Below are 23735 nucleotides of genomic sequence, written 5' to 3'. Positions count from 1 at the left end.
ACCTCAGAAAGGATCGTCAGCCTTCGTTGTTTTATACTGTATATATCCCATTTTTGTGTTCTGATCTTGTTTTTGCCTGATATTCTGTGTAATTAGCCCCTCTGCGTTGCTCGCAGAGGGGCTTTGTGGACAGGCTGAAACAGAGGACAAACGTCCTCCGTTTTGATTTTTTACTTTGTGACAGGGAGTGAAACCTTATTGAGCAGTGAGAGCTGGATCGCAAGTGCGTCATTTGTTGAAACGCCCTTTGAAGTAAGATCACAGTCTGCATTTGCCTGTCCCTGATTAGTAATATGGTTCTTTTGTGAACCGTTCAGACCATATTTGTTAGGACTTGCCAGTGACTGCATTACAAGAACAACGTCTGACATATCAACGCCCTTGTCGCAGTTTGCATCACCGTAAGAAACCTTTGTTGGCTCATTAGATGGCTTAACATCTGTATCGCGCTTTTGTGTATCAGCATCAGGAGTTGTTCCGTCTGGTTCAGTACCCCATATGAGTTTGTCATTTGCGTACAGTGTTACCTTGTTTGTGATAGCTGCAGCAGCGTTATCGTCTTCAAAGCTTATCAGATCACCGTAGCTGTAGTCGTTTGAAGAATCCCACTCAGGGTAGATGTTCTTTTCAGGATCCATCTTTGTTGTAAGAGCGAACTGATATACACGGCTGCCGTAGAACTTGCAGTCCTTCCATGTTACATCAACATAGTATGTGCCCTTATCGTCGTACTTGACGGGTTCTGAAAGTGTAGCATGAGACTTATTGTTTGTATATCCTGCTTCCTGGTCATAGTCGATACGTGGAACGATATAATCAATACCGTAGCCCTGATCTATAAGCTCAGAAATATTGAAGTAATATCTTGCCTTTACATCGCACTCAAATCTTGGCGGGTTAGTAGTTCTGTTGCTGAGAACGAGCTTGAGCTGGATACCGTCCTTCTTTTCCTGTGCCTTACCGCCTGATACGAAGTAACCAACAGGAAGCTCATTGCCGTCAGCATCAACCTGATCGTAACCGATAGCGTTCTTAGACATATCGAAGCCTTCGATTACATAGTTTTCCTTTTCGTACTCCTTGCCCTTAGCACCGTAGAAGTGGTAAAGTCCTGCAAGGTCGCCGCAGAAGCCTGCGTTATAGTCGTCAGTAACCTCGTTGTAGATGTAGTCCTTTGTCTCATCAACGTGAACGTCCTTGAGGTCAGGACCGCCAACGAGAGCACCCCAGAGGGTGTGTACCTGGATTATCGGATCATCCATGCTCTGTGTAGCTGAGCAGTGTGATGAACGGTGGTGTGGATGTGAAGCAAAGTTTGACTCATAACCTACTTCGTAAGAATAACCCATAGGGTTCTTACCGAGGATATATTCCATCTGAGCCTTTGCCCATGGAAGGAATGTATCATCGCCTGTAGTCTTAGCGTATACGCAAGCGCAAAGACCAGCAGCAGTATTGTAACGAGCTGAACCATAACCTGAAACAACTGCCCAGCCGTTAGGAGACTTAGCGATGAAGTCGCCGCTTGTTTCGCTGTCCTTGAGGTCAGGGATCTGATCGCAAGTCATAGGTGTGTTCCAGAGATAATCGTCTCTGCCGAAGTACTTATGACCGTGTACAGGCTCATAACCCCAGCTTGAGCTGTCGATAGTCTTAGCGCAGCCTGACCAGAATTCGAGGTTGTAACGGAAGATGTACCAGTCACGGGCAGTGTTTGTTATAGGAGCGAGCTTAGCGAAAACGCCGCCCCATACAGTATCCCAGCAGTGAACCCATATGTTCTGCCAGCAGTTACCTGTATCAGTGATGATACGCTTCATATAGCCTGTGTAAGCGTAAGAAGGCTGCTGACCTGTCTGAGCATCTGCATCATATGAACCACTGTCAGAAATCGGCTCAGAAGTATCAACTGAGATGATATCATTTATATAATCATAATTTTCTGTACAGTAGTAGAGCCATACAGCAGCCCATGCAAGTTCATCGTAGTCATAGCTTGATGTATAGAAGCCGCCGTCGTAGCCGAGGCTTGAATTGCTTGGAACCATGCCGGGCTTCCACTCTTCGATATGAGTCTTTACAGCGAAATCGTAGAGAGCCTTAGCGTATTTGAGACACTTTTCAGCGTACTCTTTATCTGTATCCTTGAAGTTGAGGTAGTTTATAGCGAGTGAAGCAGAAGCGCCTGCGCACTGATCCGAAGCAGGCATTTCCTCTGTTGCAAAGTAAGCAGGACGCTTAACAGCACATGAAGAAGAAGCTACCATTGTATCATCTACCTGAAGCTCAGGAGGACACCAGTAGTTGTGGTCGTTATTACCCTCTCCGACCTGATAACAATAAGCAACTACATTATCGTCTTCGTCCATGAAAGTAGCCTTCATGAAGTAATCATTTATCCAGCGGAGCTCATCTTCAACGTGCTTCTGAAGACCGAGATCCTCGTAAGCATCGCGGAACTCATAATAACCCCAGCCTACAGTAGAAGCAGAGTAGCTTCCGGGGAGACCGAATTTTACGTGGTCACCGGCGTCGTGCCAGCCGCCTGTGAGATCAAGAGTACCGTTTCCGTCGGGATCGAGATATTTTTTATTTTTTTCGATGAATTTCTCACTCATGTTTACGCCGACATAAAGAGTGGGGTCATCGTCACCGAGATTTGGCTTTGTTTTTCCTTCGTCACCTGCACCGAGACCCTGATCTGTCTTGAGCTGGTCGTCGGTTTTGCCCTTGCCCACAGTAGGCATCGGGCTCATTGGCTGGAGAGGAATCTCACCGTCGATAACGTGACAGTTGGAACGCCATGAGTAGTAGCCGTCGTCAGCAACCTTATCACCACACTTGTTTGCATCATAGAAACACAAAGCAAGCTGAAGTGCTTCAGCAAAGTTGTGGTAATTGTTCTCTTTGCCTTCAGTAATGACAGCAGCGTTAACACTTGTCACTATACTGCTTGACATAAGTGTAGCAGCAGCTGACAGGCAGGCTATTGACTTTTTGAGTATCTTCGCCTTTTTCATTTAAATCTTCCTTTCAGATATTTATTTCATGAATACGATCCTTGCCTTGTAGGGACCGAACTCAATAACCAAAGATCATTTAAGCAGATTTTTCTTTTTAAGCCTATCGAAAACTATGTTGTAGCCATCGTTGCCGTCTTTGAGTGAGCGGTTTACTCTGCTGATGGTAGCAGTGCTTGCACCTGTTTCGGTAACGATACTATTATATACTCTGTGTTCGTCGAGGAGCTTGGCAACGTGTAATCTCTGAGCGAAAGCCTTTAATTCGATACTTGTGCAAAGGTCATCAAAGAATTTGTAGCAGTCATCAACGGAATCAAGAGTAAGAATAGCTTCAAAAAGCAGATCCATGCTTTCGGATTTTATTTTGTCGATCATATTAATTCTCCAATCTGCCCAAAAGGCGTAATTAAACAATTTCATACTTTACATTTTAGCACATTATTCCGTAAAAGTAAACCCCTTTTCATAAAAAAGAAAAAATGATTTACACAAAAAGTCTGTGAAATGTTTAGCAATCTTTTTTGATTTTTACACCTTTGTGTATATCATATCATATTCTCAACAAAAAGTAAAGAATATTTTTAAAAGTCCGCAAAATTTGGCGTAACGCACCAAATAATCACAAGATTTCGTACAAATCAACAAGAAACACCCTGAAAATCGACATCAAAATAAAAAGTTTGTATCATGATTTAATTCTTAAAATGCGAGATGATAAATTAATTTTATTATATGGATTAAATGGGGGTTGAATTTTATTTCGATTTATAGTATAATAAAATAGAACACATTTTTGTTCATAAGGATAGATATGATAAATATAGAAACGCGGTGATTTTATGGAACAGATCATTAAAAGTGATAAAATAGAAGAATCCAATATCCTCTATACAGTGGCTATGAGAGGTCTTGTTGCATTTCCTAAAATGGTGATGCATTTCGATGTTTCGCGCAGTAAATCGGTCTCTGCGATAGAGCGCTCCCTGAAAGAGGGCGGAAAGCTTTTCCTTGTTACACAGCATGAGGCTTACATAGAAAATCCTAAAGCTTCCGACCTTTACAAGGTCGGCGTTGTTGCGGAGATCAAACAGGTGCTCAAGCTGCCCGACAACATTATGAAGGTCCTTGTGGAAGGTGTATATAAGGCTAATCTTGTTCATCTCATTGATGACGGTTCTGTGCTCAAGGCTGAGGTAAAGCGTACACCAACCTATTCAAGGGCGAAGTATGATGAGGTCGAAGCGGAAGCTCTTATGCGTTCGGTCAAGGATGTATTTGAAAGATATGCTTCATTCTTCCCGAAAATGCCTAAGGAGCTCCTTACATCCATAATGACGCAAGATTCACCGATAAAGCTTTTTGAGACAGTTACATTCAACTGCAACCTCAATTACAGAGACAAGCAGACTCTTCTTGAAGAGACCAATGTTATCAATAAGCTTTCGGTCTTGTTTGCCTGCCTGACATCAGAGGTCGAGATACTCGAACTTGAGAACCTCATAAACGAGCAGACTAAGAACAGTATAGACAAGGGACAGCGTGAATTTTACCTCCGCGAGCAGCTCAGGGTAATTCAGGAGCAGCTCGGTGAAGATGAGGGTGAAGAGGCTTTCGGCTACATAAACGATATCATGGAGCTCAAACTCGATGAAAAGAGTAAGGAGAAGCTCCTCAAAGAAGCTGATAAGCTTACAAAGCTGCCGCCGTCGTCACAGGAAGCTTTCGTTATCAAGAATTATCTTGATACAGTTCTTGATCTTCCATGGGGCAAGTACACGAAAGCAAAGCTTTCCATAGACAAGGCTGAGGCTGTTCTTGAAAAGGATCACTACGGCTTGAAAAAGGTAAAGGAAAGAATACTTGAATTTCTTGCAGTACATATGCTTAATCCCGAGATAAAGGGACAGATAATCTGTCTTGCGGGCCCTCCCGGTATCGGAAAGACATCTATTGCAAAGTCGGTTGCTAAGGCAATGGGCAGAAAGTATGCAAGAGTGTCTCTGGGCGGAGTGCGTGATGAAGCTGATATCCGCGGTCACAGAAAGACATATGTCGGCGCTATGCCCGGACGTATCATCACTGCCATATCACAGGCAGGTTCGGCAAATCCGCTCATTCTTTTCGATGAGATAGACAAGCTTTGCAGCGATATAAAGGGCGACCCTTCGTCTGCTATGCTTGAAGTACTTGATGCAGAGCAGAACAATGCGTTCCGCGACCATTTCATAGAGGTGCCTTTTGATCTGAGCAAGGCGGTATTTATAACAACTGCAAATAACGTAAGTGCCATACCTGCTCCGCTTCTTGACCGTATGGAAGTTATTGAACTGCCGAGCTATACAGCCGAGGAAAAGTTCCACATCGCCAAGGAGCATCTCATACCAAAGCAGTTGAAAGAGCATGGTTTGAAGGCTTCACAGCTTAAAATAACAGATGATGCTATCGACGAGCTGATACAGTATTACACTAAGGAAGCGGGCGTTCGTTCTCTTGAGAGGAGCATTGCGTCACTTTGCAGGAAAACAGCAAAGAAAATAGCAGCAGATGAAGCTAAACGAGTTACTATAAAAGCTAAGGATATTCCCGATTATCTGGGAATTCGCAAGTACCTTGCGGATCTGTCGTCCAAGAAAGATCAGGTCGGTGTGGTAAACGGTCTTGCATGGACATCTGTGGGCGGAGTTCTCATGCCTATCGAGGTTCTCGTTATGAAGGGGACAGGAAAGACAGAGGTAACGGGCTCGTTGGGAGATGTTATGAAGGAGAGCTCGAAGATAGCAGTAAGCTATGTCCGCAGCATTGCCGATAAATACGGTATACCTGCCGATTTCTACAAGGAAGACGATCTGCATATACACGCTCCCGAGGGCGCTGTTCCGAAGGACGGTCCGTCTGCGGGCGTTACAATGACAACTGCACTTGTATCGGCGCTTTCAGGGCTGAAGGTAAGAGCAGATATTGCAATGACCGGCGAAGTTACACTTCACGGAAAGGTACTTCCTATAGGCGGACTTCGTGAAAAGACAATGGCTGCATATAAGGCAGGCATTAAGAAAGTCATCATACCTGTTGCCAATAAGCCTGATCTTGAAGAAGTAGACAAGGTCGTCAAGGACGCTATCGAGTTCGTTTACGCTGATGATCTGACAGATGTGCTCGATACAGCACTGATAAAATAAGGAGGAGCTGCAGTGAAGCTCAATTACAATAAGGCGGAGTTTACCGCAGCATATGGAAAATTCTCGCAGATACCTGCTCCCGAAAGGATAGAGATAGCTTTTGCGGGACATTCAAATGTCGGCAAGTCAACTCTTATCAATAAGCTTTTCAACAGAAAGAACCTTGCGAGAGTAAGTTCTGTCCCGGGAAAAACTGCCACCATAAACTTCTATGGCCTTGAAAATATATATTTTGTCGATCTTCCCGGATACGGCTATGCAAAGGTCGCAAAATCCGAGAAGGAGCGATGGTCGGGACTTATCGAGGGCTATCTCGGTTCGGACAGGGATATCAGACTTGTTTTCATGCTTGTGGATATGCGCCATGCACCTACAAAAGACGATGTTCATATGATAAATTACCTTATTGATGAAGAGATGCCGTTCGTGCTCGTTCTCACAAAGGCTGATAAGCTCAACAAGACCGAACGTGAAAAGCGTCTTGAAGCATTTAAAGACGAGATACCCTGCTTTGAAGATATCCATGTAATACCGTTCTCATCGCAGACGTTTGAAGGCGTGGAGGAACTCAGGCAGATAGTTGAGGAAATCGCAGATGACAATGAGGTCTCTGACGAATAAATATAACCTGAAAGGATGTTAAAAATGTTTGTATCCGAAAATCTTGGTGTCAATAACGCGGGGCATCTGACCATCGGCGGAGTTGACACAGTCGAACTTGCAAGTCAATACGGCACGCCGCTGTATGTTATGGACGAGCAGATGATAAGAAATACTCTGCGCCGTTTCCATGACAGCATGAAAAAGTATTACAACGGCAAGGGCGAAGTACACTATGCAAGCAAGGCGTTTTCCTGCATGGAGATGTGCAGGATAGTTGCAAGTGAAGGCGACGGTCTTGATGCAGTTTCCATTGGAGAGCTCTACACAGCTTACAAGGCAGGATTCCCTATGGAGAAGGTGGGCTTCCACGGCAACAACAAGACAGATGAAGAAATCCGCTTTGCTCTTGAAAAGGGCGTTGGACACATAATCGTTGACAATATAAGCGAGCTCCGCAGACTTGAAAGCATTGCCGCAGAGCTGAATGTTCAGCCGAATATAATGTTCAGGATCAAGCCGGGTATTGATGCTCATACACATGACTTTGTAAAAACAGGTCAGATAGACAGTAAATTCGGCTTTGCGCTGGAAACGGGCGAAGCTTTTGAAGCTGTTAAAGAGGCTGTAAACTGCAAAAATGTAAAGCTTTACGGACTGCACTGCCATATTGGCTCACAGATATTCGATATCGAGCCGTTTGAGGAAGCTGCAAGAGTGATGCTTGCGTTTATTGCTAAGATCAAGAATGAACTCGGATACGAGATAGACGGACTCAATCTTGGCGGAGGTTTCGGCATAAAATACCTTGAAGATCATGATCCTGCTCCGTTTGAAGTATACCTCGAAAGAGTTTCGGGCGTTGTAAGAACTGAGTGTGACAGACTCGGCGTAAAGCTCCCGACTATGTTTATTGAGCCGGGTCGTTCCATAGCAGCTCCTGCTGGAATCACACTTTATACAGTAGGTGCTCGTAAGGAGATACCGAATATACGTACATATGTATCCGTGGACGGAGGTATGGCTGACAGCCCGAGATATATCCTCTACGGTTCTGAGTATGAAGCTATAGTTGCAAACAAGGCAAACGAGGAACGCAGCGAAAAGGTTACTATTGCAGGTAAGTGCTGCGAGAGCGGTGACCTTATCGGTGAGAATATGCCGCTCCAGCACGCAGAATCAGGCGATATAATAGCTGTATGCGCAACAGGTGCTTATAATTACTCTATGTCATCAAATTACAACAGACTTCAGAAGCCTGCTGTGGTATTCGTAAACAACGGCGAGTCAAGGATCGCGGTAAAGAGAGAGAGCCTTGATGATGTTATAAGAAACGACATATAAAAGCAAACAGGCAGGGTCATGAACCTTGCCTGTTACTTTTTTCGTATTTTTTTCCTTGCCACGTATCCAGTTCGGCAAGCCTTTTGTCAATGCCTCCGAGAACAGCTATTTTGTCTGCGCTCCACATAGGTGCGACGAGCTTTGATTTGTCGCCGTCGCCTGTGATACGCTCAATAACGACCTCAGGCGGCAGAACTTCGAGCTGCTTCACAATAATGTCTGTGTATTCATCGCGTTCAAGCAGCGTAAAATCGCAGTTTCGATACATTTTTTCGAGCATTGTGCCGCGGATAACGTGGAGCATCTGCAATTTCACAGCGTCAGGAGAAAGCCTTGCCGCTTCTTTTGCAGTTTCAAGCATCATCTCGGAAGTCTCACGCGGAAGCCCGTTTATGATGTGCAGGCAAGTTCTTATACCTGCTTTTTTCAGCTTCATATAGCCTTCGCAGAATTCCTTGTGGTCATAGCAGCGATTGATGAGCAGAAGAGTGCTGTCGTGACAGCTCTGCATACCGAGCTCCACAGTGAGTGAAGTTCGGGAATTGACTTCTTTCAGCAGTTCTACGACCTCATCGGAAAGACAGTCGGCGCGTGTGCCGACAGATATGCCGCATACATTCGGAAAAACGGCAGCCTTTGAATAAAGCTCGCGCAGGACGCTTATGGGAGCGTAAGTGTTTGTATTTGCCTGAAAATATGCGATGAATCCGGCATCTTTGCCGTATTTTGCACAGATGCGTTCTCTTTCGTGTTCGAGCTGCGAATTTATATCAAGACCTCTGTTTGTGAAGTAGCCGCTTCCTCCGTCACAGAAAATACAGCCGCCGCTGCCTTTTGAACCGTCAATGTTCGGACAGGTAAAACCGCAGTCTATAACAGCTTTATATATCTTTCTGCCGAAAACTGTTTTATTGTAATAATTCAGCGTGTGATAGCGCTTGTTATCAGCCGAAAAAACAAAGGGACTATGATGCATATTACTCCTCCTTGTGAAAATATGTTACCATAATATGTGATTTTTGTCAATATTTAGTATATAAAAAATAAATATCGCAATATATGGCGCGATTATCTATTGACATTTTGCACAAAGTGAGTTAAAATAAGATTATGTATTAAGATATAGGGGTATGAAGCGTGAAGAAAAATATCGTTCTTATTGGTATGCCCGGGGTAGGCAAAAGTACAGTCGGAGTTATCCTTGCTAAGATCCTTGGATATAAGTTCGTTGATACCGATCTTGTCATACAGGAAAAAGAAGGAAAGCTCCTTAAAGATATTATTGCCGAAAAGGGTATTGACGGATTTATCAGTACAGAAAACCGCATACTCAGCGGATTCCGTACAAGCAGTGCTGTTATTGCAACAGGCGGAAGTGCGGTATACGGTGAGGCTGCAATGAAGAATCTCGCCAAAAACGGGATCATTGTCTACCTGAAGCTCGATTACAAAAAGCTCAGATACCGCCTCGGAAACATAAAAAACAGAGGTGTGGTCATTCGTGAAGGACAGTCACTGAGCGGACTATACAAGGAACGCATACCTCTTTATGAAAAATATTCAGATATCATTATAGACGAGAACGGCTGTAACGTCGAAAAAACGGTCAGCAAGGCAATAGCTGAGTTGGAGAAGCATTTGTAAAAAGTATACAATCACAAACTCGGAAAAGAGCTGATTTGCACAATTTTATATTTTGTATTAAAAACTTCTTTGACAATTAGCTAATTATGTGTTATAATGTACAGTAGGTTATTATTATAATAATTATCAGACTTCCGTGCCGTCTATGCAGCAAAACTGCTTTGGCTTGCGGATATCGGAAAGGAAAAAAAATGTCTAAAATTATTGCTGTTACCTCAGGAAAAGGCGGAACAGGTAAATCCACCGTATGTGCAGGTCTTGGTTATACTCTTGCTAAGCAGGGACACAGAACTCTTATTGTTGAACTCGATTTTGGTCTGAGGTGTCTTGATATCATTTTTGGTGTTGAAGACAATATAAAATATGACCTTGGCGATGTGCTCAGCGGTAAAAAAACTGCACTTGAGGCAGTTGCTCAGATACCAATGGCATCAAATCTCGGTATCCTTTGCGCACCTAAAACACTTACAGCGGTAAGTGCTGAGAAGATCGTTGAAATATGTCGTTCCGTAAAGAAGTACTTTGAATATATAATCATAGATACAGGCGCAGGTATCAACTCCCATGTATTTGATATCGTTGAACAGGCAAACCTTATCCTTGTGATATCCACTCCTGATCCTGTGTGTATCAGAGATGCAAGTCTTATGTCTGATGAATTCTATAACAGAGGAAACAAGAGCCAGCGTCTTATCATCAATAAGATCAGCAAGAGGATAATAGGCGCAGAGCTTATCTCCAACCTTGACGAGATCATTGACAAGGTCGGCGTACAGCTTATCGGCGTTATCCCTGATGATTTCAAGATGACAGTAGCTACGGGCAAGGGAACTCCTATCCCGACAGACAGTGAGGCTCTCAGAGCATTTGATGCAATTTCAAAGCGTCTTGGCGGAGAATTTGTCCCGCTTACAGTAAAGACTGTATAATTTCAGAAAAACATTCCGCTTTGCGGGGAAAGGACCTATATATGAAGATCGCAATTATTGCGCATGACGCTAAAAAAGAGTTGATGGTGCAGTTCTGCAGTGCTTACTGCGGAATTTTATCCAAGCATACACTTATAGCAACCAACACAACCGGAAAGCAGGTAAGCGAAGCTACAGGGCTCCCCATTAAAAGATATCTGAGCGGACAGGGCGGAGCAGAGCAGATACTCGCACTTCTCTCATGTAACGAAGTAGATGTTCTTCTCTTCTTCAGAGACCCTATCAATCCTAAGGCAGCAGATGTTCACGGAATGAACCTCCTCAGACTCTGTGATGTTCACAACGTACCTGTTGCAACAAATATCGCTACCGCCGAAGCGCTTATACTTGCCCTTGAGAGAGGCGACCTTGATTGGCGTGAGGTCGGTAATCCGAGCATCTGAAATGTTTAATTGTCCCTTCATAAAGGGACAATTTTCATGTAATAAACAAACAGGAAAGGCTGATTTTTATGGCTATGAATATCAAACGCCCAAACGGTACTGAGGACGTTCTACCTAAAGATGTCTATAAATGGCACACTATTGAGAAGATTGCAAGAGAGACCGCAGAGAGCTTCGGTTTTTCTGAGATAAGGATACCTACATTTGAGAATACAGACTTGTTTCTGCGCTCTGTAGGTGAAACTACCGATGTTGTACAGAAGGAAATGTACACGGTAAAAGCTAAGGAGACAGAGTTCACTCTTCGTCCTGAGGGTACAGCGGGTACTATCCGTGCGTTGCTCCAGAACGGACTTCTTAATGAAGCTCTGCCGCAGAAGGTTTTCTATATGCTTTCATGCTTCCGTCATGAGCGTCCGCAGGCCGGCAGACTTCGTGAGTTCCACCAGTTCGGTCTGGAAATGGCGGGAAGTGCATCTCCTGCTGCCGATGCAGAGGTCATCTCACTTGCAAGTACACTTCTTTCAAGGCTCGGACTCAAGAATGTGGAGCTGCATATAAATTCTATCGGCTGCCCGAGCTGCCGTGCAAAGTACCACGAGGCTCTCAGAGCTTATTTTGAGCCGCATCTCGAAGAACTCTGCGATACCTGCAAGGAACGTTTCGTCAAGAATCCTATGAGACTTCTTGACTGCAAGAGCCCTATCTGTAAAGAAATAGGCAAAGACGCTCCTGTGATCCTCGATTATCTCTGCGATGAGTGCAAGGATCATTTCGAGACCTTCAAGAAGCATCTCGAAACTTTTGGCATAGATTATGTTATTGATCCGAAGATCGTTCGCGGTCTTGATTATTATACAAAGACTGTTTTTGAGTTTATCACAAATGAGATCGGCGCTCAGGGAACAGTCTGCGCAGGCGGCAGATATGACGGTCTTATCGAACAGCTCGGCGGACAGCATATCCCTGCGCTCGGTTTTGCGATGGGAATCGAGAGAATACTGCTTCTTATGGAAAAACTGGGCTGTGATTACCTTACACCTAAAAAGTGTGATATCTATTTCGCTACAATGGGCGATGCTGCTCTTGAAAAGGTAATGGAGCTTGTAAAGGGACTTCGTGAGTATGGATACTGCGCTGAATATGACCTTATGGGCAGAGGCGTAAAGGCTCAGATGAAGTATGCTAACAAGATAGGCGCTGCTTACACTATGGTTATCGGCGATAATGAACTTAATGAAGGAAAAGCTCGTCTCAAGGAGATGGAGACAGGTCGCGAGAAGGAACTGAAGCTCGATGACAAGTTTACAGCAAATTTTGAGAATGAGTATTTTAATAAGGTTCTCGACGTTATGGATGCCGAGAATAGTTCGATGTTTGCATTCACAGGGGAGGATAAGTAAAATGGCAGACAGTATGAAAGGTTTAAAGCGCACACACTACTGCGGAGAAGTTACCGAAGCAGGACAGGAAGTCGTAGTAGGCGGCTTTGTTGACAGGATCAGAGACAAGGGCGGTGTTATCTTCATCGTTCTCAGAGACAGAACAGGCGTTGTTCAACTCCTTTTCAACGATGAGACTGATCGTGAGATCTTTGAGAAGGCTTCGATCTGCAAGAGCGAGTATGTTCTCATGGCAAAGGGCGAGGTACGTGAGCGTGAGAGCAAGAACGATAAGCTCAAAACAGGCAATGTGGAGATATTTGTAAATGATCTCAGGATCCTTGCAAAGGCTCAGACACCCCCTTTCGAGATTACAAACGAGACAAAGGTAAACGACGAGCTCAGACTTAAATACCGTTACCTTGACCTCAGACGCGCACCGCTCCAGCAGAATATCATTATGCGCCATGAGATAGCAAAGGTAACTCGTGAATACTTCTACGAGAACGGATTCCTTGAAATTGAGACTCCTATGATGATGAAGTCCACACCTGAGGGCGCAAGAGACTACCTTATCCCATCAAGAGTTCATCAGGGCAAGTTCTATGCCCTTCCGCAGTCACCTCAGATATACAAGCAGCTCCTTATGATCGCAGGCTATGACAGATATGTTCAGCTTGCCCGCTGCTTCCGTGACGAAGACCTCAGAGCTGATCGTCAGCCTGAGTTCACACAGATCGACCTTGAAATGTCCTTTGTCGATGCAGAGGATATCCAGCAGTGCGTTGAAGGCTTTATCCAGCGTGTATTCAAGGAAGTTATCGGCGTTGATGTTCCTACTCCGCTCCCGAGAATTACATTTGCAGATGCAATGAGTCGCTACGGCTCTGATAAGCCTGATACACGTTTCGGCTTTGAGATCCAGGATATTACAGACACAGTTAAGGATATAGACTTTGTTGTATTCAAGAGCGCTATCGAGGACGGCGGATCAGTTCGTGCTATCAATGTTAAGAATGGCGCAGCTACATACACACGTAAGGAGATCGACAAGCTCGTTGACCACGCTAAGGGCATCGGTGCAAAGGGTCTTGCTTATATCCGCTGGGCTGACGAGCCTAACTGCTCGTTCAAGAAGTTCCTTGCTGACGGCGACCTTGAAAAGATATGTGCAGCAGTTGATGCACATGAGGGCGACCTTGTTCTCATTTGTGCTGACAAGACAAAGACTGTTCTTTCAACACTCGGCGCTATAAGACTTATCTGTGGCAAGAGAATGGACGTTATTCCTGATGATAAGTACAATTTCCTCTGGATAACAGAGATGCCATTCTTCGAGCACGATGACGAGAACGATACATGGGTAGCTGCTCATCACCCATTCACTATGCCTATGGAGGAGTGCCTCGAATATCTTGACACCGATCCTGCGAATGTACGTGCAAAGGCTTGGGATCTTGTTCTTAACGGAACAGAGCTTTCAAGCGGTTCAATGCGTATCACAGACTTCGAGCTCCAGCAGAAGATGTTTGAAGCTCTTGGCATGACTGATGAGGAGATACAGGCTAAGTTCGGTTTCCTTGTTGACGCGTACCGCTACGGTGCACCGCCTCACGGCGGTATGGGCATCGGTCTTGACCGTATCGCAATGATAATGTGTAAGGCTGACAGTCTCCGTGACGTTACAGCATTCCCGAAGGTACAGAATGCAAGCGAGCTCATGTCCGAATGTCCTTCAACAGTTGACGATGAAAGCCTTGAAGTCCTTGGCATAAGCGTTGTGAAAAAAGAAGATGAGTAATAGATACTATGCTGTCTGCGGAATACTCGATATAGACGGAAAGATACTTTTTGTCCGCCATACATACGGTGCCGCAAAGGAACGTATACTTATCCCGGGAGGATATGTAAAAGAGGGCGAGCTTCCTACAGAAGCTGTCAAGCGCGAATTCTTTGAAGAGACAGGCGTAAACGTGCAGGCGGAATCGGTTTTTGCAGTGCAGTTCCGCACAGAACAGTGGATAATCGTGTTCCGTCTGAAATATATATCCGGCGAGCCTGTTTCTGACGGCTATGAGAACAGTGAAGTACTCCTTCTGACACCTGAGGAAGCTGTTAACAGAAGTGACATCACAAATATGAGCCGTGCTATACTCAATGCGTACATAAATGACCGTGAAAATACCCTTGAAAAAGGCGATTACAGGTCGATTTCTCTAAAAGCAGGAGAGTACGAGATATTTGGCGTATAAAAACAATAAAAAATTATATAATTTATGAAAATTTTCATTGACATTTTTACCGATTTGAGGTATAATATTTATTGTCAATGGATTATTTGCAAGGGAGCTGTCTGTAGGGTAAGCTCCCTTTCTGTTTTTTATCAAAACTTATTCATAATTTATCTATTGACTGCACTTTGAAAGGGTGGTATAATCAATGTATCAAATGACCGTTGGTCATTTTTTGAAGGAGGTATTTTAATGGCGTCAGAAGCAGTAAAGAAAATACTCGAAGCAGAAGCGCTCTCTGACAGGAAAAATGCTGATGCGCGACGGCAGCGTGATGACATTATAAGCACAGCATCAGGAAGGTCTTCACTTGCGATCCAGAAAAAAATAAGTGAAGCAACAGCGGAAGCAGCTAAGATACGCAGCGCATACGATGAAAAGCTGAAGGCTTACGAAAAAAAGTCAGAGGCTGAATGTTCTGACCGCATTAATAAGATCAGGCAGCTTGCGGAAAAGAATATGAATTCTGCTGTTGATGAGATCATCAGCAGATTTTTCTGATAATTGTCTGACAAGAGGAGAGTGATGTAAAATATGGCGAAGCTCAAAATGAAAAAGATCGAGCTTATTGCTATGCTTACAGATAGTAAAAAGATAATCGAACTGCTCCAGCGCCGAGGTGTTGTCGAGATATCACGCAATGATGATGAAGAGCTCGAAAATACCAATGTTACAGCTGTTGTGGGTGAGTTTGAAAAGTTCCGCAATACAGCTGTTCAGGCGCTTGAAATAATTGACGATCACGCGCCTGAGCCTGCAAGTCTTGCAGATATGTTCAGCGGAAAGACTGAGGTCGAGAAGCATGAATTCGGCAAGGAAGCAATGCAGATGGAAAAAGTCATGGGCGCAGCAAATGAGATCATAAAAAATCAGCGCCTTATAAATGATTCAGCCAATTCTGTCGCACAGCTTGAAGTAAGATGCGATATGCTCGATTCATGGAAGGCTCTTGATGTTCCGCTCAATTTTAAAGGAACTGCCACTACTTCGGCTTATATAGGTACGCTTCCGTATCCTGTGACTGCCGAGGAGCTTGAAAAACAGCTGCCTGAGAATTGCAGTGTCGAGGTCATCAGCGGTTCAAAGGAACAGACAAATCTTTTTATACTGTGCAGCAAAGGCTCTTTTGACGAAGCAGGCGACGTATTGCGAAGGCTTGCATTTGTATCGGTTTCCGATCCCGAAAATAAAACACCGAATGAGCTTATCTCATCGTATAAAGCTGAGATAGAAAAGCTTGAAAAGGCTTCCGAGGACGCAAAGGCAAATATTAAAAAGCTTGCCGAGAACCGAAAGCAGCTCAGATTTGTTATCGACTACCTGCAAATGCGTAAGGAAAAGTATGACGCTCTGAGCGGCCTTGGATTTACGGAAAGTACTTTCGTGCTCAATGGATATATCCCCGAGAAGTACGCAGAGCAGCTGCAAAAGGAGATAGAATCCAGATATACCGCTGCAATAACATTTACCGATCCTTCCGAGGACGAGGACGTTCCTGTTCTCCTTGAGAACGGCAAATTTTCGGAACCTGTGGAAGGCATCACGAAAATGTATGCTCTCCCCGGAAAGGGAGATGTGGATCCTACACCTGTAATGGCATTCTTCTATTATCTTTTCTTCGGAATGATGCTTTCTGATGCAGGATACGGTCTTGTAATGCTTATCGGCACGACTATCGCCCTTAAAAAATTCAAGCTTGAGATCAGTATGCGTAAAACCCTGACAATGTTCAGAAACTGCGGCATATCAACTGTGATATGGGGAACGCTGTTCGGAAGCTGGTTCGGAGATATAGTACAGGTAGTCGGCAGAGAGTTCTTCCATAAGGAGATCGGCAGCATTGCACTCTGGTTCCAGCCTATCGACGATCCGATAAAACTTCTGCTCTACTCGTTTGCACTGGGAATCCTTCACCTTTTCCTTGGTGTGGCAGTATCGTTCAAGATGTCGTGGGACGCAGGAAAAAAGCTCGATGCAGTTCTTGATACAGTACCAATATACCTTACAGTTATCGGCGTTGCACCTCTTGCGGCAAGCATACTCACAAGCGTTCCCGATCAGCTTAAAACCATCGGCGCCTACCTGATGATCGCAGGTGTTGTACTTCTCGTGCTTACATCGGGAAGAAATTCAAAGTCGATATTCGGAAAGATTTTCGGCGGAGTGTATGCACTTTACAATACGGCAACAGGATATCTCAGTGATATTCTTTCGTATTCACGACTTCTTGCGCTGGGACTTGCAACAGGCTCGATCGCAGGCGTTATAAATCTTATTGGAACAATGCCTAAGAATATGGCTGTAAAGGGTGTTCTTCTCGTGATAGTTTTCATAATTGGACATACCGCAAACCTTGCGATCAATCTTCTTGGTGCATATGTTCATACAGACAGATTACAGTTCGTAGAGCTGTTCTCGAAATTCTATACAGGCGGCGGAAGAGAATTCTCACCGCTTACAGTAAATACTCAGTATATTAAATTCAAGGAGGAAAATATCAATGGATAATTTAGGAATAGTTTTAGCGGTTATAGGAGCTGCTCTTGCAGCACTTCTGGCAGGTATCGGTTCTGCAAAGGGCGTAGGCATCGTTGGCGAGGCTGCTGCGGGTGTAGTTTCGGTTGATCCTTCTAAATTCAGCAAGGTGCTTATCCTTCAGCTTCTCCCCGGTACACAGGGACTTTACGGACTCCTTACAGCTATTATCCTTCTCAGCCGTATAGGACTTATCGGCGGTTCAGCAGCTGATCTTACAACAGCTCAGGGACTTCAGTTCCTTGTTGCTTCACTCCCGATCGCAGTAGTCGGACTTATCTCAGGAATCGTTCAGGGCAAGACAGCTGCTGCCGGCGTAGGCATCACAGCTAAGAAGCCGGATCACAACGGTAAGGGTATCATCATGGCTGCTATGGTAGAGACATACGCTATCCTTGCGCTCCTTATTTCTATCCTTATCATCTACAATATAGCACTCTGATAAAGCGGAGGTGGAGAAATGTCGGGACTTGACGAGATCCTCAACCTCATCGAAGCTCAGCAGAAGCAGACAGAAGACAGTATCCTGAAAGCTGCGACAACAAAGGCAAAGGCTATCAAAGAAGAAGGCGAAGTCAATGCTAATAAGGCATATGAAGAGCATCTTCTGAAAGCCAAGCAGCAGGCAGAAAAGGACTTTGAGAATTCCTGTGCATCTGTAGATGCAAATATGAAGCGCAGAATTCTTGCTGCAAAGGTCGAGCTTATAGATGAAACGATCGAAAAAACAATAACAAAGCTCAGATCATTGCCTGATAAGGAATACTTTGAGCTGATATTAAAGCTGGCAGAACGTCATATGCAGTCGGATAAGGGCGTTATAAGCCTTGGAAGCAATGATCTTGCGAGAGTTCCTGCGGATTTTGAGCAGAAGCTCAGCGAGCTTGCCAAGAATAAAGGCGGCAGCATCGTTCTGTCAAAGGAAAAAGCTGACATAGATGACGGTTTTATCCTGAGCTATGGTCTGATATCGGAGAATTGCAGTTTCCGTGCTATGTTTGAAGCTGAAAAGGAAGATGTCAGAGATATAGCTGCAAGAGCACTGTTCAGGTAGGTGATGGTATGAACGGTACAAAGTATGCGAACGCTGTAGGTGCTGTCAGAGCAATGGAGAATACTCTCCTCGGAAAAAGCGACATCGACCAGCTCGTAAATGCAAGGAGCAAGGCGGAAGTGGATTCCATAATAGCCTCCAAAAGAGGTTCGGGAGCAAACAGCGACGGACTTGCAGAGGTCTGGGCTATGCTCAGAGAGTATGCCCCCGATTGCAAGGAGCTTGAGATACTGCTCTACAGGAACGATTTCCATAACCTCAAAGCAGTTCTTAAAGCTATCATATCAAACAGAGATCCTCAGCATTATTATATATCACCTTCAAACGTGGAGCTCCCCGTGCTTGTTGACGCGATAAATACAAAAGAGTATGACAATTTGCCTGAGTATATGCGGGATACCGCTGCTAAAGCATATGAGCTCGTCACAAGAACGCTTGACGGACAGCTTTCGGATTCGCTTATTGATGCAGATGCGCTAAAGGCTATGCAGAAGAGTGCTGTAAGATACGGTAGCGATTTTATGAAGCGTTATGCCAATCTTCTTACGGTTTGCGCTGACATAAAGACTGCTTACAGATGCAGCATTCTGAATAAATCAGCTCAGTTCATGGAAACAGCTGTATGCGGAAGCGATGAGCTGGAAAAAGATGCTCTCATCAAGGCAGCACTTGGCGGTGCAGAATCACTGTTCAGTTTCCTTGAAGCTTCCCATTACTCAAATGCAGGAGCACTGCTCAAAGAGTCAACTGCACAGTATGAGAAGTGGTGTGATGATGTACTGATAGAGCTTGCCGAAACAGCACGTATGCAGGCATTCGGCGCTGAACCTCTTGAAGCTTACTTCATAGCAAAGGAAGCAGAAATAAAGAATCTTCGTATCCTCTCTGTATGTAAGGAGTTCGGTGCTGACAAGGAGACTATCACGGAAAGGATGAGAAAGCTATATGTATAAAGCAGCCGTTATCGGTGACAGCGCAAGTGTGTCAGGTTTTGCAGCACTTGGTCTTTCCGTTTTCCGTGAGACAGAACCTGAAAAAATAAACAAACTTATCTCACGTCTTGCAGCAAATGATTTTGCGGTAATATATATCACAGAACCTGCTGCGGCACTGGTGAGAGATACTATAAATAAATATCGGAGCAGCAAGCTCCCGTCTATTGTCCTTATACCTGCAATAGAGGGAAATACGGGCGACGGAATGAGAGCTTTGCACGAGGCAGTGGAAAAGGCTGTAGGCTCGGATATATTAAATTAGAAAAGAGGCGGATAAGCAGAAATGAACAGCAAAGGTACAGTAATCAAAATATCAGGACCGCTTGTAGTTGCAGAGGGTATGAGAGACGCGAATATGTTCGACGTTGTAAGAGTTAGTGAAAAGCGTCTTATCGGTGAGATAATCGAGATGCACGGTGATCGTGCTTCCATACAGGTTTATGAGGAAACTTCAGGTCTCGGAACAGGTGAGAATGTTGAATCAACAGGCGAGCCTATGAGCGTTGAGCTTGGTCCGGGACTTATAGGAAGCATCTTCGACGGTATACAGCGTCCCCTTGACGATATAAGGAAGGTCTGCGGAAACAATCTCGCAAGAGGTGTTGAAGTGCCTTCACTTAAAAGAGAACCGCTCTGGAAGTTCACTCCGACTGTCAAGGCAGGCGATAAAGTCATCGGCGGAGATATTATCGGAACAGTTCCCGAGACAGATATAGTACTCCATAAGATAATGGTCCCAAACGGTATCGAGGGTACAGTAAAGAAGATATCCGACGGTGAGTTCCATGCAGATGATGTAGTATGCGTGATCGAGACTGCAAAGGGCGACAAGGAACTCACACTTATCCAGAAATGGCCTGTACGCCGCGGCAGACCTTACAAGAAGAAGCTCTCTCCAAATATGCCGCTGGTAACAGGTCAGAGAGTCGTTGACTGTCTGTTCCCGATAGCAAAGGGCGGCGTAGCTGCTATCCCGGGACCTTTCGGAAGTGGTAAGACTGTAACTCAGCATCAGCTCGCAAAGTGGGCAGAAGCTGACATAATCGTATATATCGGCTGTGGTGAGCGTGGAAACGAAATGACCGACGTTCTGAACGAATTCCCTGAGCTTATAGACCCGCATACAGGCAAGTCGCTCATGGAACGTACCGTTCTCATTGCAAACACCTCCGATATGCCTGTTGCAGCCCGTGAAGCTTCGGTATACACAGGTATAACTATCGCTGAGTACTACCGTGATATGGGCTATTCGGTAGCTCTTATGGCTGACTCGACCTCACGTTGGGCAGAGGCTCTCCGTGAAATGTCGGGACGACTTGAAGAAATGCCCGGTGATGAAGGCTATCCTGCATACCTTGGAAGCCGTCTTGCTCAGTTCTATGAGCGCGCAGGACGAGTTATCTCCAACGGTACAGACGGAAGGGAAGGAGCTCTCTCAGTTATCGGAGCTGTTTCGCCTCCCGGCGGTGATATATCGGAACCTGTTTCGCAGGCTACTCTCCGTATCGTAAAGGTGTTCTGGGGACTTGATGCAAACCTTGCTTATCAGAGACATTTCCCTGCTATAAACTGGCTCACAAGCTATTCGCTTTATGCGGATTCCCTTGCTGAGTGGTATAATAATAACGTATCCAAGGACTGGATGAATTCCCGTGCAAGATTCATGTCTATACTTCATGATGAGTCAGAGCTCAAGGAGATCGTAAAGCTCATCGGTATGGACGCACTTTCGGCTAAGGATCGTCTGAAAATGGAGACTGCCCGTTCAATACGTGAGGACTTCCTGCATCAGCTTGCCTTCCATGAGGTAGATACGTATACCAGCCTTAAAAAACAGCTTTATATGATGAAGCTCATACTCAACTTCAATGATGAAGCGGCCGATGCACTTGACAAGGGCGCAGATGTTGAAGCTGTTGCGAACCTTGCCGTAAGAGAAAAGATCGGACGTTTCAAGTACGTTGAGGAAGAAAAAACAGATGCAGAATTTGATAAGCTCAGTGTGGAGATATCCTCAGAGCTGAATGAGCTGCTTACCAAGGAGGAAGACTGATGCCAAGAGAATACAGAACAATTGAAGAAGCAGCAGGACCTCTGTTGCTTGTAAAGGACGTTGAGAACGTCACATACGGTGAGCTTGCCGAGATAAGACTGAAAAACGGCGAGAGAAGACGCTGCCGTGTGCTTGAAATAGATGGTTCTAACGCTCTGGTACAGCTCTTTGAGAATGCCGCAGGTATAAATTTACAGGACAGCAGTGTAGTATTCTCAGGTCACCAGATGGAACTGGGCGTATCTGAGGATATGCTGGGACGTGTTTTCGACGGTCTCGGAAGACCTATCGACGACGGTCCGGAGATAATCCCTGAGATGCGTTTGGACGTTAACGGACTTCCTATGAATCCTGTTGCAAGACAGTATCCGCAGGAGTTCATTCAGACAGGTGTATCTGCTATCGACGGACTTAACACCCTCGTAAGAGGACAGAAGCTGCCTATATTCTCAGCCAGCGGACTTCCACACGCACAGCTTGCTGCACAGATAGCTCGACAGGCTAAGGTTCGCGGAAAAGATGAGCAGTTCGCCGTTGTATTCGCCGCTATGGGTATCACCTTTGAGGAATCCGAATACTTTGTACAGAGCTTCAAGAGCACAGGTGCTCTTGACAGAACAGTTCTGTTTATCAACCTTGCTAACGACTCCGCTATCGAGCGACTTGCTACACCGAAAATGGCTCTTACAGCTGCTGAGTATCTTGCATTTGAAAAGGGAATGCACGTACTGGTTATCCTCACGGATATCACCAACTACGCCGACGCTCTCCGTGAGGTATCGGCAGCACGTAAGGAAGTTCCCGGACGACGCGGTTACCCAGGTTATATGTACACTGACCTTGCTACTATATATGAACGTGCAGGCCGTCAGAACGGTAAAGAGGGAAGTATTACCATGATACCTATCCTCACTATGCCTGAAGATGATAAGACTCACCCGATCCCTGACCTTACAGGATATATCACTGAGGGACAGATAATCCTTTCCCGTGAGCTTTACAGAAAGGGCATAAATCCGCCTGTAGACGTACTTCCGTCGCTTTCACGTCTGAAGGATAAGGGTATCGGCGAGGGCAAGACCCGTGCAGACCACTCTGACACCATGAACCAGCTTTTCTCAGCATATGCACGAGGAAAAGACGCTAAGGAACTCATGGTCGTTCTCGGTGAAGCTGCTCTCACACCTACAGATCTTTTGTATGCTAAATTTGCAGATGAATTTGAAAAGCGCTATGTTTCGCAGGGATTTGATAACAACAGAAGCATTGAGGAAACACTTGCTATCGGCTGGGAGCTCCTTAAACTCCTTCCAAGAAGTGAGCTGAGAAGAATCAGAGAGGAATATCTGGTCAAGTACTATGATACTCAGAAATGAGGTGAGCTGATTGGCAAGACTTAATGTTAATCCCACCCGAATGGAGCTAAGCAAGCTTAAAAAGAAGCTCACGTCAGCAAGACGTGGACACAAGCTGCTGAAAGACAAACGTGATGAGCTTATGCGTCAGTTCATGATACTGATTAAAGAGAACCGTCAGCTCAGAAGCGAGGTCGAAGCTGCAATATCAGAGGCAAACCGCTATATGGCTGTAGCAGGCTCGGTAATGCAGAGAGAGGTGCTTGAAACAGCACTTATGCTGCCAAAGCAGGAAGTCGAGCTTGAAGTTGGTGAGAAGAATGTAATGAGCGTCTATATACCTGAGTTCAAGACGAAATATCGTTCAGGTGATGCGAATGATATATACTCATATGGTATGGCGTTCACATCTATCGACCTCGACGGAGCAGTAAGTGCGTTAAGTGCGATACTTCCGAAAATGATACGTCTTGCGGAAGTCGAGAAGGCTTGTCAGCTTATGGCAGACGAGATCGAAAAGACAAGAAGACGTGTTAATGCTCTGGAGCATATCATGATACCTGACTACGAGGAGACTATCAAGTATATCACCATGAAGCTTTCGGAAAACGAAAGAAGTACCACAACTTCGCTCATGAAGGTAAAGGACATGGTGCTGAAAGAGAGTCATAAATATCATTGAAAAAAGGCGGTCAACTTGACCGCCTTAATTATTTTTCGGGGATATTTGTAAAGGGTTCATTTTCGTCTCTTAGAGTAAAATCAGTTACAAAGCATTTTCCGTGGTAAATATAAACCATGCATCGAGTATTTGATAGCCAATAACAAGGATTTTCATTGTAATATGGAGATTCAACGGTATTTCCGTCGTATTCAACGATTAATGTGTAATAATAGTTATCAGAACC

The 23735-nt window shown here is 44.9% G+C and carries 21 protein-coding genes; 18 read left to right on the top strand and 3 right to left on the bottom strand.

What is annotated here, in order from left to right:
• Positions 1–170: 170 nt before the first annotated feature.
• The gene (locus K6G33_RS00235) at positions 171–3020 is read right to left on the bottom strand and encodes a glycoside hydrolase family 9 protein (protein WP_296774940.1); all 2850 of its coding nucleotides are present in this window, start codon (positions 3018–3020) and stop codon (positions 171–173) included.
• 75 nt (positions 3021–3095) lie between these two features.
• Complete coding sequence (locus K6G33_RS00230) at positions 3096–3398, bottom strand: YerC/YecD family TrpR-related protein (RefSeq protein WP_019678660.1); 303 nt, start codon at positions 3396–3398, stop codon at positions 3096–3098.
• Positions 3399–3862: 464 nt separating this feature from the next.
• Between K6G33_RS00230 and lon the strand changes: the two genes are divergently transcribed.
• The 3 genes from lon to lysA are packed head-to-tail and all read left to right on the top strand — an operon-like array spanning position 3863 to position 8146.
• Positions 3863–6202, top strand: a complete 2340-nt coding sequence (lon, locus tag K6G33_RS00225) for an endopeptidase La (RefSeq protein WP_296774938.1) — start codon at positions 3863–3865, stop codon at positions 6200–6202.
• A 12-nt stretch (positions 6203–6214) separates the two neighbouring features.
• Positions 6215–6823, top strand: coding sequence for a ribosome biogenesis GTP-binding protein YihA/YsxC (gene yihA / locus K6G33_RS00220; protein ID WP_296774936.1), 609 nt, complete (start codon positions 6215–6217; stop codon positions 6821–6823).
• Positions 6824–6847: 24 nt separating this feature from the next.
• Positions 6848–8146, top strand: coding sequence for a diaminopimelate decarboxylase (lysA, locus tag K6G33_RS00215; RefSeq protein WP_296774934.1), 1299 nt, complete (start codon positions 6848–6850; stop codon positions 8144–8146).
• Between the two features lie 16 nt (positions 8147–8162).
• Here the strand turns inward: lysA and K6G33_RS00210 are convergent, their stop codons facing one another.
• On the bottom strand, positions 8163–9122 hold the full coding sequence (locus K6G33_RS00210) for a TIGR01212 family radical SAM protein (protein ID WP_296774931.1): 960 nt from the start codon (positions 9120–9122) through the stop codon (positions 8163–8165).
• Between the two features lie 161 nt (positions 9123–9283).
• Here K6G33_RS00210 and K6G33_RS00205 point away from each other — a divergent pair, with 161 nt between their 5' ends.
• From K6G33_RS00205 to K6G33_RS00135, 15 genes are all read left to right on the top strand, one after another.
• Positions 9284–9790, top strand: coding sequence for a shikimate kinase (locus K6G33_RS00205; RefSeq protein ID WP_296774929.1), 507 nt, complete (start codon positions 9284–9286; stop codon positions 9788–9790).
• 191 nt (positions 9791–9981) lie between these two features.
• Positions 9982–10719, top strand: a complete 738-nt coding sequence (locus K6G33_RS00200) for an AAA family ATPase (protein WP_173449456.1) — start codon at positions 9982–9984, stop codon at positions 10717–10719.
• 41 nt (positions 10720–10760) lie between these two features.
• A complete protein-coding gene (locus tag K6G33_RS00195) occupies positions 10761–11162 on the top strand; it encodes a methylglyoxal synthase (RefSeq protein ID WP_009984662.1) in 402 nt (133 codons plus the stop codon).
• Between the two features lie 68 nt (positions 11163–11230).
• Positions 11231–12565 (top strand): histidine--tRNA ligase, encoded by a 1335-nt coding sequence (gene hisS / locus K6G33_RS00190; RefSeq protein ID WP_296774926.1) that lies wholly within the window; start codon positions 11231–11233, stop codon positions 12563–12565.
• 1 nt (position 12566) lies between these two features.
• Entirely contained in the window at positions 12567–14345 is a 1779-nt protein-coding gene (aspS, locus tag K6G33_RS00185) for an aspartate--tRNA ligase (RefSeq protein ID WP_296774924.1), read from the top strand.
• Positions 14338–14796, top strand: coding sequence for an NUDIX domain-containing protein (locus K6G33_RS00180; RefSeq protein WP_296774922.1), 459 nt, complete (start codon positions 14338–14340; stop codon positions 14794–14796). The genes aspS and K6G33_RS00180 overlap by 8 nt, the downstream gene beginning before the upstream one ends.
• A 231-nt stretch (positions 14797–15027) precedes the next feature.
• On the top strand, positions 15028–15336 hold the full coding sequence (locus K6G33_RS00175) for a hypothetical protein (protein WP_296774920.1): 309 nt from the start codon (positions 15028–15030) through the stop codon (positions 15334–15336).
• 33 nt (positions 15337–15369) lie between these two features.
• The gene (locus tag K6G33_RS00170) at positions 15370–17343 is read left to right on the top strand and encodes a V-type ATP synthase subunit I (RefSeq protein ID WP_296774918.1); all 1974 of its coding nucleotides are present in this window, start codon (positions 15370–15372) and stop codon (positions 17341–17343) included.
• Positions 17336–17812: a V-type ATP synthase subunit K gene (locus K6G33_RS00165; protein ID WP_296774917.1), complete on the top strand. Its 477-nt coding sequence runs from the start codon at positions 17336–17338 to the stop codon at positions 17810–17812. The genes K6G33_RS00170 and K6G33_RS00165 overlap by 8 nt, the downstream gene beginning before the upstream one ends.
• A gap of 18 nt (positions 17813–17830) precedes the next feature.
• On the top strand, positions 17831–18424 hold the full coding sequence (locus tag K6G33_RS00160; RefSeq protein ID WP_296774916.1) for a V-type ATP synthase subunit E: 594 nt from the start codon (positions 17831–17833) through the stop codon (positions 18422–18424).
• Positions 18425–18432: 8 nt separating this feature from the next.
• Entirely contained in the window at positions 18433–19377 is a 945-nt protein-coding gene (locus tag K6G33_RS00155; protein ID WP_296774914.1) for a V-type ATPase subunit, read from the top strand.
• Positions 19370–19681, top strand: coding sequence for a V-type ATP synthase subunit F (locus tag K6G33_RS00150; protein WP_296774912.1), 312 nt, complete (start codon positions 19370–19372; stop codon positions 19679–19681). The genes K6G33_RS00155 and K6G33_RS00150 overlap by 8 nt, the downstream gene beginning before the upstream one ends.
• A 21-nt stretch (positions 19682–19702) precedes the next feature.
• Positions 19703–21472, top strand: a complete 1770-nt coding sequence (locus K6G33_RS00145) for a V-type ATP synthase subunit A (protein WP_296774910.1) — start codon at positions 19703–19705, stop codon at positions 21470–21472.
• A complete protein-coding gene (locus K6G33_RS00140; protein ID WP_296774909.1) occupies positions 21472–22848 on the top strand; it encodes a V-type ATP synthase subunit B in 1377 nt (458 codons plus the stop codon). Before K6G33_RS00145 ends, K6G33_RS00140 begins: the two co-directional genes overlap by 1 nt.
• 10 nt (positions 22849–22858) lie before the next feature.
• Positions 22859–23509 (top strand): V-type ATP synthase subunit D, encoded by a 651-nt coding sequence (locus K6G33_RS00135; RefSeq protein ID WP_296774907.1) that lies wholly within the window; start codon positions 22859–22861, stop codon positions 23507–23509.
• The last annotated feature ends 226 nt before the right edge of the window (positions 23510–23735 follow it).

The organism is Ruminococcus sp. (assembly GCF_024691275.1).
Classification (GTDB): domain Bacteria; phylum Bacillota; class Clostridia; order Oscillospirales; family Ruminococcaceae; genus Ruminococcus.
The sequence above is the reverse complement of the archived record's forward strand: the minus strand, read 5'-3'. Positions and strand labels throughout refer to the sequence as shown.